Genomic DNA, 16,317 nt, shown 5'->3' with positions numbered 1-16,317 from the left:
ATGGGTAATTACAAAATAACGTCAATGGTAGCACAGCGAAGAATCTACCTTCAAGGATGTTTCCTTCCCATAGAAAAGATCCTTCATTTCATTCAGGATGACACAAAAAGAATATGAATATGAATAAATTAAGGTTGGTTTACCAGAATTTCTTTGGCCATGACCATCGGTACGCTGATGTATTTTTTCTCCATGTAGTTCATAACACGTTCCAAAACTTCACGCGAGGCTTCATCCATCTGACTGATTTCGTCAGCAAAAACACCATTTATAGCTGTGTTTTTGATTTCTTTAATCTTTCTCGGCACTTCCTGCATCGCCAGTTCAATCCGACGTTGTTTTAAAACAGAGAAAAACTCGGTAATGTTATTGCTGATAATTTCTTCGGCATGCACCAGTTCGTTATAACGTTCCTGGATATTTTTGCGTGCTACCTCCTTCAACGATTCCACCTCGATATAATGCACAGGATTATTATGGATCACTGCAGGCAGAACATCATTCGGAATAGCCAAATCTACAATCACTTTTTTGCCCTGATCGCCATTTAACAGTTTAGCATATAACGCTTCCGTGATAATTGCTTCAGTAGAACCCGTACAGGTGATGATCACATCAAACCCTTCATTAAAATCTTCAAGTGCCGCTAACGGATAAGCTTTACCCCCTAGCTCTTCAGCCAAAACTTCGGCTTTAGAGAAAGTACGGTTGAAAATGGAAAAATTGGAGTATTTATGTTTGTTAAGATATTTTGCAATATTCTGATTGGTTTCGCCGGCGCCGATAATTAAGATACGTGAGTTGCCGCACATGTTCAACTCTTTTAACTTACGGTAAGCCAATGAAACAACAGAAACAGGATTTTTAGAGATATTGGTATGTGTATAAACTTCTTTCGCCGTTTTTACTACACGATCCATAATCATGCGCATGTAATCGCCGGTAAATCCGGCATCGCGGCAATTTTCGTAAGCTTTACGGATTTGGGCAAGGATTTCCTTTTCACCAACCACCAAACTCTCTAAAGAACATGATGTTCTAAGCAAATGGTTAAAAGCTTCCTCGTTTTCGTAAACGGTAACGTTATCCAGAAAACGCTCCATAAATTCAGGAGGCAGCCCCATGTCTAAAACAGTGAGAAATTTGGTTACAAATTCCTTGTCGGTTTTCTCTTTGGTCAAGAAAACAAATTCTACACGGTTACAGGTTCCGACATAAAAAATTTCGCTAACGGGAAGCTCTGCTTGAACATTCTTCAACCTGCTATCTAAACTCTGGTCACAAATAACTAATTTCCCTAAAGATTTCAGGTCAATGTGGTGATGCGTAAAAGCTATTACTTTTAAATATTCCAAGTGCTTCCGTTATTAATATTATCGGGATACAAAAGTAACATGGCGAAGGCATGTGACTGTCATTAACCTGTAATTTACATCAATTTAGAACGGTTTTAAATAGCAAACCCAAAGATTTAAACCCTATACCGATCCATTATGAAGAGACCAATTTATAAAATTTTCCTTTGGATTTATGCACTTTTCTACATTCTGGCTGGATGCAACCACTTTTTATCCACTGAGGTATATTACGTAATCATGCCAAAATGGTTGCCTGCACCTGGCTTTTTAATTTATTTTTCTGGAATATTAGAAATTATTTCAGGGCTGTTATTGTTGATTAATAAAACCAGGAAATTTGCCGCACTACTCATTATAATGATGTTGATTGCCTTTTTGCCTGCACATATTTACATGATCCAACAGGCACCCTTTATGCTGGGTCAAATATTAATTACGCCACTAATCGCGTGGCTTAGGTTACCACTTCAATTCTTGTTTATAGGCTGGGCAGGCTATTATTTTAAAAAAATGGCCTAACAGTTTTTATTTTACGCCGTGTTTCCCTAGCAAAAAAATTTTTTCTGAAAAGCAGGTTCCGGCGTTCATCGGTTGCTTCAGCCCTGCCATCCGCTTCAATCTTTTTGTGGTTAAGGTACTGCTTTTGTGAAGGTACCTGTTTCTATCGGATGCAGACGAGCGTGGTTGGTGGGTTACTGCCAGCAAAAATGATTTTCGCTGCTGTCAGGTTTAGTTAACGCACAACTGTGGAAAGAAAAAATTATCAGCAGTTTATAAGAACACAAGCCATGGAAGGAGAATGAAGAAACGCAGTTTGCAAGCGTAGCCATCATTTCATTTTTAATTTAGTCTCTATTATTCGTTCCAATCTTTTGTGAACCTCGGCCTGAACTTTTCGAAGGCCTGCATCAAAAAGTATTTTTACGACTATCCTTTTTAGAGAACATTTTGCTGATTCTGCGAACGGTTTTATTGGTTCCTGCATCACAACAATACCATCAAGCCAATACAAAAGCACACAACAAAATGAAATTTTGTAGGTTTATATTTTATACCAATCCTTAAAATTATGATTACACAAAGCAATTTTAGCCTTAGCGGTGCAGACGGAAAATTAATTATTGGCGACATTACTTTTGATGAAAAAAACCCTAATACTCCAATCGTACTTTTTGTACATGGCTTTAAAGGTTTTAAAGATTGGGGCGCGCATAACTTGGTTGCCAGGTATTTTGCCAGTAATGGTTACCGTTACGTCAAGTTTAATTTATCGCATAGCGGGGTTCCGGTTGATGCCCCAACAGATGTTAACGACCTGGAAGCTTTTGCCAGCAACACGGTATCGAAAGAACTCTTTGATATCAATGCAGTGTTGGATTTTATTGAGAAAGCTTATGGTAAAGACACAAAGGTGAACCTGATAGGACATAGCCGTGGCGGTGGATTATCAATTATAGAAGCAGCAAATGATTTGAGGATCAACAAACTGGTTACCTGGAGTGCTATTGCGGCTTTTGATAGTCTTTGGAAAAAAGAACAGGAGGCAGAATGGAAAAAAACCGGGAAGATCTTTGTAACCAACGCCCGCACCAAAGAACAAATGCCGCTAAATGTTACCTTATTAGAAGATCTGGAAGAAAATGCAGCGACTTTAAATATTATAGATGCAGCAAAGCGCATCAACATCCCCTGGTTAATTATACATGGTGATGATGATGTCAATGTTCCTTTCGAAACCGCGCAAACCTTGGCAGAAGCCAACCCTGGCAGCAGGCTGGTTAAAATTGAAGGTGCCAACCATGTTTATGGGGCGACACAGCCTTACACTAATGAAACTTTACCACCGCTTTTGTTTAAGGTTTGTGAAAAGGTTTTAATATTTTTAGGTGAAAAATAATTAAATGTTATAACTCCTTTAACTCAAGAACAAATTAAAGAAATAGCAGAAAATATTGACTGCGGTTTTGTATACCTATGGAATATTAACAACAATAGATTGATTTTCCTGCCAAACAATCAACTCATGCAGGATAACGACTCCGATACATGGGATGAAGACGTTAAAGAGATAGAAACAAATCCGAAAGAGTACATAGCAATTGAGCATCCAGATTCAAGGGAATCATTCAAGTTTATGGAGGAATTTACAGCTGAGCTACCCGATAATACCCGGATAAAAGCTATATTGATAGCGGCACTTAGTAAGAGAAAACATTTTAGGGAATTAAATATGATATAGACAATTCAGGAGAATATAGACAATTATGGTTTGATTTCAAGAACCAAAGAATGACTGATTATGTAAAAGACAGTATCGATTATATGGTTAAATACGAAACTGATTAATGCTTCTTTTTGAATTTAAGTAGTGGTTTCAAATCATTAATTATATTCTGCTCGTGTAAATATTCTGGAATTCCGTATTCTAAGGTGCAGTTAAAATGTTTAGCAATTTCATTCAGTATTTCTTTAGTTGCTTTAATTTCTCCTTCGAACCAGTTATTCCATACTAATAATACGGTTTCTGTATTTTTTTCAAATCGATAAAAATCAAAATCAACTCCTTTATCAAAAAGATTTTCATCATATTCGATAGTTAATTCCCAACCATTTTCTTTTAAGAATTTAATTACTGCATAAAATATATCCGTGTCAATATTTGTTGCAATTTTTATTTCCATAGCATTGATTTCGAAGACATTAATCATCCCCTCTCCTTACAAAATTACGCATATCGCTACCACTCGGGCTTTGGAAAATCTCTAAGTCGAAGTATGGTACCGCTGCCAGCAAGTGGTCAAAAATATCGGCAGCTACTTCTTCAAAACGCTTTAAGGCCTTTTCTTTAGAAAACACGTAAATTTCAATCGGCAGTCCATTTTCTGTGGCCTGCAACTGGCGCACCATAAAAGTAAGCTCCTTATTGATATAGGGATTGCTTTCCAGATATTTTTCTGCATACACCCTAAAAGTACCAATATTGGTCATGTGGCGACCGTTCACCAGATTGTTAGGGTTTACTGTATTTTCTGCATTGTAACGTTCAATAAAAGCCTGGGTTTCCCGAAGGTAATCTTTAAGAAAATCGATGCTCTGCAACCTACCGATCAGTTCCTCATCGCAGAATTTAATACTCGAAATTTTAATATTGATATGCCGTTTAATCCGCCTGCCTTCACTTTCTTCCATCGCCCGCCAATTCTTAAACGATTCACTAACTATTGCATAACTTGGCACAATGGTTACGGTTTTATCCCAATTGCGCACTTTAATGGTGGTTAAATTAATTTCCGTTACCTCGCCATCGGCACCATATTTTTCTACTGTGATCCAGTCGCCAACCCTAACCAGATCAATAGCACTCATTTGTACCGATGCTACAAAACCTAAGATAGGATCTCTGAAAACCAGGATAAAAACAGCTGTTACTGCGCCAAAACCACCGAAAACATATACCGGAGATTCGCCAAGAATAATCGAAAGAATAAGTACGAAACCAACGATGTAAAATACAATTTTAGCTACCTGTTTATAGCTTCTGATGGGTTTATCGGCATATTTCTTTGATGATTCCATGATAGAAACCACCGCATTCAAAAACGCATTTACAGCAAACATGACAGCCAAAACCATGTAGATTTTTGCCAGAATCAAAGCATAAAAATGCCAGTTTTTAAAATAGACAAAAAGGTATGGAACAACATTATAAATGATATAAGCGCCAAAAATTAAGGCAAAAGCCCTAAAAACACGAAATTCGAATAACGCTTTTTGCCAGTCTGACTTAGTTTTGGCCCTTTTTACCACAACGATAAACACCTGTCTGGTTACCAAAATGGTTACAAATAAGAATAAAATAACTGCAACAAGCCCGATCAGAAAATAAGAATAAATGAGTTCGTTACCTGCAAGGCCTTTACCGGCCAGCCAGTTTTTAAGTTCATTAAAGAGGTATTGAAACTCCGGAATCTTCATCAAGGCAATTTAGGATTTATTGGTTAGAAAATTAAATGGTCTTGTCATTCTGATCCGATTGCTATCGGATGCAATGAAGAATCTTCTGTGAGAATATCGATGTTGAAAATATGCTAGTATTGATAATGCCGCAGTAGTTTATAACTCGGCAATACCAGTATATGGATTCTTCACTGCGCAGGATGACAGCATAGCAGTCTGTGAGGACACAGACCAGGGCTTACTTTGCCATTCCAACAATAACAATTAAACCTTTTCTACCCAGTTGCCATCTCCTTTGATGATATCGATCAGTTCATCCAAAGCGTAAGCTGTGGTTACATTTTTCTTTACCACTTCTTTGCCACGATATAACGTAATCTTATCGGGTCCGGTACCTACATAGCCATAATCCGCATCAGCCATTTCTCCGGGACCATTAACAATACAGCCCATGATGCCTATTTTTATTCCTTTTAAATGGTCGGTACGGGAACGGATCAATTGCGTGGTTTCCTGCAGATCGAAAAGCGTTCGTCCGCAGCTGGGGCAAGAGATGTACTCTGTTTTACTGATTCTTGTTCGGGTGGCCTGCAAAATGCCGAAACTGGTTGAATTGATCAGTGAAAGATTTTGTCCTTCAGCATCAATCCAAACCCCATCGCCAAAACCATCAGTAAGCAGGGCACCAAGATCGGTGGCAGCATAAAGCATTAAATGATCGGCATCTACATCCTGGTAAGTTCTTTTTATAATTACCGGAACCTGAATATTTTTTTCCTGCAATTCAACAAAAAGGGCCCTTTGTTCAGCCATGCCGTGTGATGCAGACGTTTTTAAAATCAGGACAACATTAGGTTCAAATGTTGGAATATTGGAAAGTTGGAATGCTTTCGCATCAACCTCAACAAAGTTTAACAGATCATCTTTATGATCAGCTTTGATAAATTCTTCTAAAGAGAATAGCGGATGACAGTTATTGTTATCCTGAAGTTTTAGCCACGTTTGGTAATTATAAACCTGTTTTAAATTTCCCGGGAAAGAGAAAGATGGCAGATTATCTCCTAAATAAGCTAAATCGCAAGCCTGATCTGCCAGATTATATTTATCTAAACCTGCACTATAGTGATAACCAACCGAACTTAAAAAATAAGGATCTTTTAAATTTTCTTTCGAAACATCAATCATCACTACCGGATGGTGATGTCCGCCGATATGTTGTACAGGAGTAGTTATACGGCGGTTGTATTCGTAAGGACTATAAGTAGGGCGCGGAGCGCTCAGCGATGAGCGATGAGCTATCGACTCCGGACTTATGACTTCGGACTTCGGACTTCTTAAAGCATAACGGTCTGCTAGAGCTTTAGCTACCGGTGCTTCAAATTCAGGATCTTCGGTTAAAGAAACGCGGATGGTATCGCCTAAACCGTCTTCCAATAAAGTTCCGATACCAACGGCTGATTTAATTCGACCGTCTTCACCGTCGCCAGCTTCAGTTACACCCAAATGCAAAGGATAATTCATCCCTTCTTTAGCCATAGTTTCTACCAGTAAGCGATAGGCCTGAACCATAACCTGTGTATTGCTGGCTTTCATTGAAATCACCAGGTTATAATAATTCTGGTCTTCGCACATGCGGATAAACTCCATTGCCGATTCGACCATACCCCGTGGAGTATCGCCATAATGACTCATAATCCGATCAGAAAGTGAACCATGGTTGGTGCCAATGCGCATGGCGGTACCGTATTCTTTACAGATTTTCACCAAAGGGATAAACTTTTTATAAATCCGGCTTAACTCCGCATTGTAAGCGTCCTGCGTATATTCTATGTTTTCAAATTTCTTTTTATCTGCATAGTTGCCTGGGTTAACCCGTACTTTTTCTACAATACGGGCAGCCATTTCGGCAGCATTTGGTGTAAAATGGATATCGGCAATTAATGGAACGTTATAACCGCGAAAACGCAGTTCTTTTTTAATATTGGCCAGATTTTCGGCTTCTTTAATGCTTGGTGCAGTAATACGCACATATTCACAGCCGGATTCTACCATGCGGATGGTCTGCTCTACCGTACCCAAAGTATCCATCGTATCGGTGGTCGTCATTGATTGAATCCGGATCGGATTGTGTCCACCCAATGCGATATCACCAATGTTTACCTCGCGGGTTAAGTACCTCGAATAAGCGGTTAAACTGCTGCAATATCCGCCATCCAGATCATGTTTTGCCAATATATTTTCCATCTGTTTGCAAAGATAAGGATTGTTGGAATGTTTTAATGTTGGAATGTTGTAATTAATCGACCCCGTGCTTCAGGACAACATTTAAATTTTTTCGAAAACTGAAAAGTAGTATCGCTTGATAAATGCATTGGGTTTAGCATGCTTGCACCACCCAGGTTTTCAAAAGGGACGGTAGCGGCATTCTTTGGCTGTCAGCCGGAGCGTAGTTGAATACCAGACAGAGATCCAGCACACGTGCCGGGTAACTCAGATAGATGCACCAGTGTTGCCTTCCTGTACATATCAGAGCCTGTGTTGTAGATAGAAGAACTGGCATTCTCTTTTGAAGAGCAAGGTCAGTGATAATGGGTTAAGTTCGGTCCTGCTGTTTGTTGCAATCCTTTTGGAAGAAATATTTAATGAAACAAACCTGTCTAACCCAAAAGGGATTTCCACTCCCATCAGGTCTAATGATTTTGATGTCAGGTGAGCTTGGCATACTTGCACCAGCCCAGGTTTAATAAACGGGATGGAAGCGGCATCCTTTGGCTGTCGGCCTGGGGTAATGATGGCGGGCCAAAGATATAGCGTACAGCCCGACTAACAATAACAACTGCATTAACCTTGCTTTTCTGATCAGATCAGCCTGTCTTTAATTACCAAAGTATTGGCTACAATATCATGCCAGCACTGGTGTTTTTTATTAAGGAAACTATATAGATAGCCAAAGAAAACAGGAATTACGGATAAAATTTTAGAAAAGTTCCTGGCAAAGGAAACACCAAAAGAAATCTGGCTACCTTCTAAATCGGTTACTTTAATGTTTAAAAGCTTTTTACCAATAGTTGCCTGGCTTTTAGCTGCTTCGGCAATGCTGCCGTAAACTAATTTGACTAAAAATATCAACGGAAAAGGAACTAAAAAAGCCATAATCCGCTGATCTTTCCCTTCTATAAAAATATAACTGGTTAAAATAATTAGGGTATAGATGCCGAAAATAATAAAATGATCAATCACCGAAGCCAATAATCTTTGATCAAAAGCAGCGAAATATTGAGGTGCAGTTTTTTGATAAGTAAAACTTAAAAGCTCACGCAATTCGGACATTGCGTGAGCTTCTTTATAATCGTCCATTCCAGGTTTACGTATAAAAGTATTCGCAGTGATATTTAAATCTTTCAGTTCGTTTAAATCATACGGTCCTTGCGGCTTTCCATTAATTACAACTGTATATTGATCAGGATTCATGGGATTGGATCAGGATTGTTCGGTTTTAGGACTGTAAGTTCAGCATTTACAAAGGTTAGATCGAATAAAGCCTTACACCCTCAACCTTAAAACCTTCTACCTTTCTAATATCTGCTTACTTCAAAGTTACTCAATCCACCATCTAAATTGATAAAGATTTTTTTGGTTGAGATTTTATAGTTTGAAGTTTCGTAAACACCATCACTTAATTTTTCAAAACCATCGAAATCCTTAGCCGATAAGCCAGTTTTGGTTTTGATACGGCAACCAGAGTTTGCAGGTACATTAATTTTTACATCAGCCACACCAGACTTTACGATGACGTCTGTTATCGGTAATAAATCCCCGAATTTGATATCCAAAGCTGCTGCACCACCATCAAAGCGGAAAGTACGTACTTTATAATCTGCAAAATCAAAGTTGGCTTCACCAGCACCCAGTTTCATCAAAATATCCCAATTGGCTTCTTTGTTCAGTTTAAAATTAACATCATTACCCCCGTCGCCAAAATTCCATTTATTCTTTTTATCATCCATCTGGAAAGTCAGTACGGTAGCACTATCGGTAAGTAATTTCTTTAAAGAAAAGTTACCATGTTTTTTCTTTACGTCAGCATTGATCAACTCATCGGTTTCACCATCCAGGTTGAATGATATACCACCTCCGGAAATATTTAATACTGTTTTTTTTGCATTGTCTGCCGCCACAAAAGGCTCAGATAAACTTAAATGGTTAAAAGATGTATCACTATTATTATCGTCGTCATCATCATCGTTGTTATGTTCAATATTAATATCGACATCTTTCTTAAACTGACGTCCCCACCAACTGCCGCGCTCAGGAACCTGTTGGCCTCTATAAAAAAGAAAAGAAAGGGCCACCACTAAAACACCAATAGAAATGATGCTTCCTGTTTGCGAATTATTTTTATTAAACAGGATATTTAAACCTGCTATGATCAAAAATACCGGCCAAAAGCTCCAGACATTGCGCCAATAAAAAGTGATTACACCGAAGTTTTCGAGTAGGAGTACGCCGCCAATAAAAAGCAGGATGATACCCCACATTAATCTATCTAATTTCATTTCTTTAAACTTGAGGGTTAGCGGATGTTGAATGATCGTCTGTTTTAACCGGTGATGCAGGTTCGTTTTCTACTATCGTTTCAGAAAAATCGGCTGTTTTTTGTTTTTCAGCTTCCTGTTGGTGCTGAAAAGCTGCCCAGTCATTTTTTCTTTTTGATTTGGCTATAATACTTATACCTAACGCGATAAATATCAGCGGCCACATGTACCTGAATAAATTACGGATACTAAACCAATCAGGTATAAAATCCATTTCGCGCATCAGGAAAAAACAGCCAATTACCAGTAATACCAATCCGCCTATAGTACGGCCGGTATCATTCGATTTATTGAATTTACTAAAATCAGGCTGGGTTTCGAAAGGTGTTTTCGGCGTGCCGTCTACCGGTTGGGTCCAATTCTGGTTTGCCTGGCTATTGGGACCTGCAAAAGGATCGGTTGTTCCAAACGGCTGTGAATTTGGGTTTTTATTACCAAAATAATCATTAAATCTGGAAAACCTTGCTGCCGGATCATTGTTAACCGGAACAATAATCCACATGATGATATAGGCAATTAAGCCACCTCCTGCCATAAATATGGCCGATAATGCAAATAACAACCTGATTATGGTAACCTCAACCTGCATATAATCTGCAAGTCCCGAAGCTACACCGGCAATCATCTTATCGTGTTCGTTTCTAAAAAGCTTCTTTTCCATAATATTGTTCATTTTGTGTTTAAAAATCGAGCGGAGTAATTAAAACCTCATCTACATTTACCCCTTTACTTAAGTTCAAAATGGTAAATAATGTTTCTGCAATATCTTCAGGCTGTACAAATTTTTCATCTGGAATTGTCGTGCCTTCCCATGATGAAGTTTTGGTAGCGCCTGGCAAAAATGCTGTTACTTTAACATCGTGAGGTGCCAACTCTTGCCGCAATACATGATTAAGACTCAACATCGCTGCTTTTGTTACACTATAACTTCCGGCATTTTTTGCAGGCACCTTACTTGCCACCGAACAAATGTTGAATATGTGGCCCTGCTTGGCTGAGCGCATTTTTTTTCCAAAAAATTTGCTCAGATAATAAGTGGCATTTGTATTTAAATGTTGTTGTTTCTCAAAGGTTTCGTCATCCTCGTCAAGCATACTGCCGGGAAAAAAGCCGCCTACATTGTTGATTAAAACATCTACCTGATCGAGATTAATTGTAGTCGAATTTAAAAACGCATACACTTCTTCTTTAGCTGAAAAATCTGCCGCGTGGATAAAAACAACATTCCCATAAGGGGTTAACTCTTCCCGAAGTTTATTGAGGTCGCTCAAGCTCCTCGCTACTAAAATTAAATCGTATCTGTTTTGGGCAAGTTTAGCCGCAATAGCTTTACCAATTCCCTTAGTTGCACCGGTTATTACCGCTTTCATTATTTATGGTTTAATTTTTGTTAACAAAAAACCATAATTATATTCAAAACCACGAATATTTTTGTAATTAGCAAAGCGCTCCAACTTTTTTATCGTTTCTTTGTAGTAGTATAGAATAATCATTTAAATTAAGCAAATATATACGGAATGAATTTTACCAATTTCGGCAGATACATCCTGCTACTTAAGTCTGTATTCAGAAGGCCGGAAAAAATGAAAATTTACCTGAAAGAAATCGCCAAACAGATGGATTATGTTGGCGTGGGCTCTTTAGGTTTAATTGCTATTATTTCTACTTTTATCGGCGCAGTAATGACTTTACAAATTGCTTTCCAGTTGGTTAGTGATTTTATTCCAAAAACCATTATCGGCTCTGTGAACCGTGATTCGAGCATACTGGAATTGAGTCCAACCATTAGCGCGATTGTACTGGCAGGAAAAATCGGTTCGGCCATTTCATCTGAAATCGGTTCTATGCGGGTTACCGAACAGATTGACGCATTGGAAATTATGGGTATTAATGCGCCAGGATATTTAATTCTTCCTAAAATCATTTCGGGCATTACCATGGTACCCATGTTGGTTATTATTTCGATGTTCTTAAGCATTACCGGTGGTTATATCGGCGGTTCGGTTTCCGGCGCGGTAACACCAGCAGAATATATTCAAGGTATTACCACCGATTTTAACCCTTATACCATTACCGTTGCTCTGGTAAAAGCATTTGTATTCGGATTTATCATCACGTCCGTTCCGGCGTACGAAGGATTTTATGTTCGCGGTGGTGCACTTGAAGTTTCTCAGGCCAGTACAAGGGCTGTTGTAATTAGCTGTATTTCTATTTTAGCTTGCGATTATATCGTGACCCAATTGTTATTGTAATGATCGAAATTAAAGATATTTATAAGTCATTCTCTGGAAACGATGTATTAAAAGGCATTTCCGGAAAGTTTGAAGAGGGTGTAACCAACTTAATTATTGGCGGTTCCGGATCGGGAAAAACAACCTTGCTAAAATGTATGGTAGGTTTGCACCAGCCAGATTCTGGATCGGTATTGTACGATGGTCGCGACTTTACACCTATGACCTATGAACAGCGTATCGAGGTACGTAAAGAAATCGGCATGTTATTTCAAGGCTCCGCCCTGTTTGATAGCATGACGGTTGAAGAGAACATCATGTTTCCTTTAAACATGTTTACTGATCAAAGCAGAAAGGAAAAGCTTGAAAGAGTTGATTTTTGTTTGGAAAGAGTAAACCTGGCTGGCAAAAACAAATTATTTCCGGCAGAATTATCTGGTGGTATGAAAAAACGTGTGGGTATTGCACGTGCCATTTCGATGAACCCAAAATACCTTTTCTGTGACGAGCCCAACTCAGGCCTGGATCCGAAAACTTCCATCGTAATTGATGAACTGATCAAGGAACTTACTGAAGAATATAAAACAACCACCATTGTAGTAACGCACGATATGAACTCTGTAATGGGGATTGGCGATTACATTCTGTTTCTGCATGAAGGAAAGAAATTCTGGGAAGGCAGCAATAAGGAAATTGCCCATACCGACATTCAGGAACTGAACGATTTCGTATTTGCCAGTCGCTTCATGAAAGCCGCAAAAGACAAGTTTTAAGAAAAATCGTATATTTGTATATGACTACGGCAACTAAAAATATCATTCACAAATTGGAAACCTTACCAGAAAACATGGTAAACGAGGTAGAAGATTTTATTGATTTTTTAAAAGCCAAACATTCGAAGAGCTTCCCTAAATCGGCAAATGAACAAGCAAATGTTGTTGAAGAGCCAAAAAGCTTGTATGGTGCTGCAAAAGGTCTATTTGTCATTCCTGAGGATTTTAACGATCCGATAGATGATTTAAAAGATTACATGTAATGCGGCTTTTACTAGATACCCACATCTTCATTTCATTGATCAATGAAGATCGTAATCTTAATAAATCGACAATAGACAGCATTATAGATTTCGAAAATGAAAAATTTATCAGTATTGCCAGTTTATGGGAAATCATTATAAAACTCAATATAGGTAAACTGATTATTACCAGAAACTTAGAAGAGATGTATGAGGTAATCAGCAATTTCGGCATTTCAGTATTGAATATTCAAAAACAACATCTTGATCAGTATTTGGCTTTACCTTTAATTCACAAAGACCCATTTGACAGATTGATTATTGCACAGGCATTAGCAGATGAGCTGACCTTGATAACTGACGATCAATACATTGTCAATTATCCAAATTTAAAGTTATTTAATTAAATGATACAATTACTCGCCCCCACCCACTGGAAAGATTATGAACTGATAGATTGCGGGGATTTTGAAAAATTAGAACGTTTTGGAAACGTAATCCTGATCCGTCCTGAACCTCAGGCGGTATGGAAAAAAACATTATCAGAACAGGATTGGAAAAAAACTGCCAATATTACTTTTAAAGGCCGCTCGGCAACTTCCGGCGAATGGGTAAAAAAAAACCAATCCATCCCAGACCGTTGGCACGTAGAATATAAAAATAATGAAGTTGCCATTAAACTTCGCTTAGGTTTAACCTCATTTAAACATGTGGGTGTATTTCCGGAGCAAGCCGTAAACTGGGATTTTATTTCCTCATCAATTAAAAAGTTTAAAACACCACAGCCTAAAGTTTTAAATCTTTTCGCCTATACTGGTGCTGCATCACTAATTGCAAATGCAGCAGGTGCAGAAACTACCCACGTAGATTCGATTAAACAGGTAGTTACCTGGGCAAATGAAAACCAGGAACTTTCGGGATTGAAAGATACCCGCTGGATGGTTGAGGATGCGCTAAAATATGTAAAAAAAGAACTAAAAAGGGGCAAGAAATACAATGGCATTATCTTAGACCCACCAGCTTATGGCCACGGCCCCAATGGAGAGAAATGGAAACTGGAAGATCATATCCAGGAAATGATGCAGGATGTTGTACAGTTATTAGATGAAAAAGAACACTTTCTTATCTTAAATACTTACTCGCTGGGGTTCTCTTCCGTAATTGTTGAAAATTTAATCCGTACTTCTTTTCCCGCGGTTAAAAACCTCGAAACAGGAGAACTTTATTTACAGGCTACTTCCGGCATTAAGTTGCCATTAGGTGTTTTTGGTAAATTCTGTAATGTGTAAATGTTGATTACTTTATTTTAAACTACCAGATTTCCGCCCTACTTTCATCGGTCCGGAAAAGACTAAATTTTAATTATCTAATATATCTATGAAATTCCCTCAATTAGCAGGCACCGTAATACTTGGTTTTGCCGCAATAAGCTTATTTGCCAACTGCAATTCAGACAGTAAAGGCGGAAGCAGCATTGGTAAAATCTTCTCCACCGATACCACCAAAAAGAAGACAGACTCAACCGCCAATGTTATGAAACCGGTTGATCCAAAACTTTACGATTCATTGGTTAAAAAACTGGCAAACGGAGATACTACAGGCAAATGGCCGGTAAAAAAACAACCGTACCCTTTGGCTGGGGCAATTTTACCTTTTAAACGTATCGTTGTTTATTATGGAAACCTGCATTCAAAAAAAATGGGTGCGCTGGGCGAATATGCACCTAAAGAAATGTGGCAACGCCTGAATGCTGAAGTTAAACACTGGGAAAAAGCTGATCCATCTACGCCTGTACAACCAGGGTTACATTATATTGCTGCTGTAGCTAGCGGGACACCAGGAAAAGATGGAAAATACATCAACAGGATGGGCAACAAACAGATCGATTCTGTTTTGAAAATTGCCAAAATGCAACCTAATACCATCGTGTTTTTAGATCTTCAGGTCGCTTTAAGTACCATAAAAGCAGAATTGCCACACATCGAAAAATATCTTGAACTGCCTTATGTACATTTAGGTATCGACCCGGAATTTTCAATGAAAGATGGTTCATTGCCTGGCAAGAAGATTGGCACATATGATGCGGCAGACGTAAATTATGTGACACAATACCTGGCCGATATTGTTAAAAAGCACAATCTACCTCCAAAAGTATTTGTATTGCACCGTTTTACAAAAAAGATGGTAACCAATTCAGCTAACATAAAACTACGTCCTGAAGTACAGGTCGTTGTGCATATGGATGGGTGGGGCGAACCTGATTTAAAAATTGGCACCTACCGCCACTTTATACAAAGCGAACCGGTACAGTTTACAGGCTTTAAGCTATTCTATAAAAACGATCTAAAAAAAGAGCCTAAACGGTTAATGACCCCTGAAGAACTGCTAAAGCTAACACCAAAACCGATATATATCCAATATCAATAACTTCGAAGCCTGTAATTCCAATTACAGGCTTTTTTATATTATAACTGGTTGCCATACTTAAACCATTCATAAGTGACAGCCAACACTGACAACCTGCAGGAATAAACGAGCTTAAATCTTGCTAATTGGTCAAAAAACGCATTTTTTTTGAAATAATCCAAAAACTGGAATAGATTTTATACCAACTTAGAATATGCAAATAGCAACATTTGGCGGAGGCTGTTTTTGGTGCACCGAAGCCGTTTTTCAAACTTTAAATGGCGTAAGTCAAGTTACATCGGGATACATGGGGGGAGATTTAAAACATCCTACCTATATGGAAATATGTAATGGTGATACGGGACATGCGGAGGTCGTTCAAATTACATTTGACGAAAATGTGATCACATTCAACGAGCTTTTATTAGCATTCTTTAAAACCCATAATCCAACAACCTTAAACAGACAGGGGAATGACGTTGGTACACAGTACCGTTCGGTAGTGTTTTATGAAAATGAAAATCAGAAAAAACAGACGGAGAAAATGATCGCGGATTTAACGGAACAACATATTTTCGATAGGCCTATTGCTACAGAAGTGGCACCAGTAGCTGAATTTTATGAAGCAGAAGATTATCATCAAAACTATTATGGCAATAACCAGTCAAAACCATACTGCGCTTTTGTAATACAACCTAAACTGAACAAGTTTATTGTGGATTTTAAAGATCAGGTCAAACCAGGGTTCTTGTAAT

General features: G+C 38.4%; 18 protein-coding genes. 10 read left to right on the top strand and 8 right to left on the bottom strand.

Translation table 11 applies throughout. The annotated features are described in order from the left end of the window. Positions 1-128: 128 nt before the first annotated feature. Positions 129-1,355 (bottom strand): glutamyl-tRNA reductase, encoded by a 1,227-nt coding sequence (gene hemA, locus BM107_RS06790; RefSeq protein ID WP_090981589.1) that lies wholly within the window; start codon positions 1,353-1,355, stop codon positions 129-131. A gap of 138 nt (positions 1,356-1,493) precedes the next feature. On the opposite strand from hemA, the gene BM107_RS06785 reads away from it, so the two are divergent. The 3 genes from BM107_RS06785 (at position 1,494) to BM107_RS06775 (ending at position 3,597) form a co-directional block, all read left to right on the top strand. Beyond that, positions 1,494-1,877 (top strand): DoxX family protein, encoded by a 384-nt coding sequence (locus BM107_RS06785; protein WP_090981586.1) that lies wholly within the window; start codon positions 1,494-1,496, stop codon positions 1,875-1,877. A gap of 550 nt (positions 1,878-2,427) precedes the next feature. Continuing rightward, positions 2,428-3,255, top strand: a complete 828-nt coding sequence (locus BM107_RS06780) for an alpha/beta hydrolase family protein (protein WP_090981584.1) — start codon at positions 2,428-2,430, stop codon at positions 3,253-3,255. A gap of 126 nt (positions 3,256-3,381) precedes the next feature. Continuing rightward, on the top strand, positions 3,382-3,597 hold the full coding sequence (locus tag BM107_RS06775) for a UPF0158 family protein (RefSeq protein ID WP_090981583.1): 216 nt from the start codon (positions 3,382-3,384) through the stop codon (positions 3,595-3,597). 103 nt (positions 3,598-3,700) lie between these two features. Here the strand turns inward: BM107_RS06775 and BM107_RS06770 are convergent, their stop codons facing one another. The 7 genes from BM107_RS06770 to BM107_RS06740 form a co-directional block, all read right to left on the bottom strand. Beyond that, the gene (locus tag BM107_RS06770; protein ID WP_134204113.1) at positions 3,701-4,039 is read right to left on the bottom strand and encodes a hypothetical protein; all 339 of its coding nucleotides are present in this window, start codon (positions 4,037-4,039) and stop codon (positions 3,701-3,703) included. Positions 4,040-4,058: 19 nt separating this feature from the next. Further along, the gene (locus BM107_RS06765; protein ID WP_090981577.1) at positions 4,059-5,333 is read right to left on the bottom strand and encodes a mechanosensitive ion channel family protein; all 1,275 of its coding nucleotides are present in this window, start codon (positions 5,331-5,333) and stop codon (positions 4,059-4,061) included. Between the two features lie 246 nt (positions 5,334-5,579). After that, complete coding sequence (gene ispG / locus BM107_RS06760; RefSeq protein WP_090981575.1) at positions 5,580-7,559, bottom strand: (E)-4-hydroxy-3-methylbut-2-enyl-diphosphate synthase; 1,980 nt, start codon at positions 7,557-7,559, stop codon at positions 5,580-5,582. A gap of 615 nt (positions 7,560-8,174) precedes the next feature. Further along, a complete protein-coding gene (locus BM107_RS06755) occupies positions 8,175-8,786 on the bottom strand; it encodes an RDD family protein (protein ID WP_090981573.1) in 612 nt (203 codons plus the stop codon). Positions 8,787-8,890: 104 nt separating this feature from the next. Then, a complete protein-coding gene (locus BM107_RS06750; RefSeq protein WP_090981571.1) occupies positions 8,891-9,871 on the bottom strand; it encodes a LiaF transmembrane domain-containing protein in 981 nt (326 codons plus the stop codon). 4 nt (positions 9,872-9,875) lie between these two features. Then, positions 9,876-10,571, bottom strand: coding sequence for a PspC domain-containing protein (locus BM107_RS06745; protein WP_159435205.1), 696 nt, complete (start codon positions 10,569-10,571; stop codon positions 9,876-9,878). Positions 10,572-10,590: 19 nt separating this feature from the next. Beyond that, positions 10,591-11,280, bottom strand: a complete 690-nt coding sequence (locus BM107_RS06740) for an SDR family NAD(P)-dependent oxidoreductase (RefSeq protein WP_090981568.1) — start codon at positions 11,278-11,280, stop codon at positions 10,591-10,593. A gap of 147 nt (positions 11,281-11,427) precedes the next feature. On the opposite strand from BM107_RS06740, the gene BM107_RS06735 reads away from it, so the two are divergent. The 7 genes from BM107_RS06735 (at position 11,428) to msrA (ending at position 16,316) form a co-directional block, all read left to right on the top strand. Further along, positions 11,428-12,162, top strand: coding sequence for an MlaE family ABC transporter permease (locus BM107_RS06735; RefSeq protein ID WP_090981566.1), 735 nt, complete (start codon positions 11,428-11,430; stop codon positions 12,160-12,162). Continuing rightward, entirely contained in the window at positions 12,162-12,914 is a 753-nt protein-coding gene (locus tag BM107_RS06730; protein ID WP_090981564.1) for an ABC transporter ATP-binding protein, read from the top strand. Before BM107_RS06735 ends, BM107_RS06730 begins: the two co-directional genes overlap by 1 nt. Positions 12,915-12,934: 20 nt before the next feature. Continuing rightward, complete coding sequence (gene vapB, locus BM107_RS06725; protein ID WP_090981562.1) at positions 12,935-13,177, top strand: type II toxin-antitoxin system VapB family antitoxin; 243 nt, start codon at positions 12,935-12,937, stop codon at positions 13,175-13,177. Beyond that, positions 13,177-13,563 carry a type II toxin-antitoxin system VapC family toxin gene (locus BM107_RS06720; RefSeq protein WP_090981561.1) on the top strand — a complete coding sequence of 129 codons (387 nt, stop codon included), beginning with the start codon at positions 13,177-13,179 and terminating at the stop codon, positions 13,561-13,563. Before vapB ends, BM107_RS06720 begins: the two co-directional genes overlap by 1 nt. Next, positions 13,564-14,445, top strand: coding sequence for an RsmD family RNA methyltransferase (locus tag BM107_RS06715; protein WP_090981558.1), 882 nt, complete (start codon positions 13,564-13,566; stop codon positions 14,443-14,445). It abuts the gene before it with no gap. An 88-nt stretch (positions 14,446-14,533) separates the two neighbouring features. Then, complete coding sequence (locus tag BM107_RS06710; RefSeq protein ID WP_090981556.1) at positions 14,534-15,583, top strand: hypothetical protein; 1,050 nt, start codon at positions 14,534-14,536, stop codon at positions 15,581-15,583. Between the two features lie 193 nt (positions 15,584-15,776). After that, complete coding sequence (gene msrA, locus BM107_RS06705; protein WP_090981554.1) at positions 15,777-16,316, top strand: peptide-methionine (S)-S-oxide reductase MsrA; 540 nt, start codon at positions 15,777-15,779, stop codon at positions 16,314-16,316. The last annotated feature ends 1 nt before the right edge of the window (position 16,317 follow it).

Origin of the sequence: Pedobacter suwonensis (genome assembly GCF_900111825.1) — a bacterium.
In the GTDB taxonomy this organism is placed as follows: Bacteria; Bacteroidota; Bacteroidia; order Sphingobacteriales; family Sphingobacteriaceae; genus Pedobacter; species Pedobacter suwonensis.
This window is presented reverse-complemented; position numbering and strand designations above follow the sequence as displayed.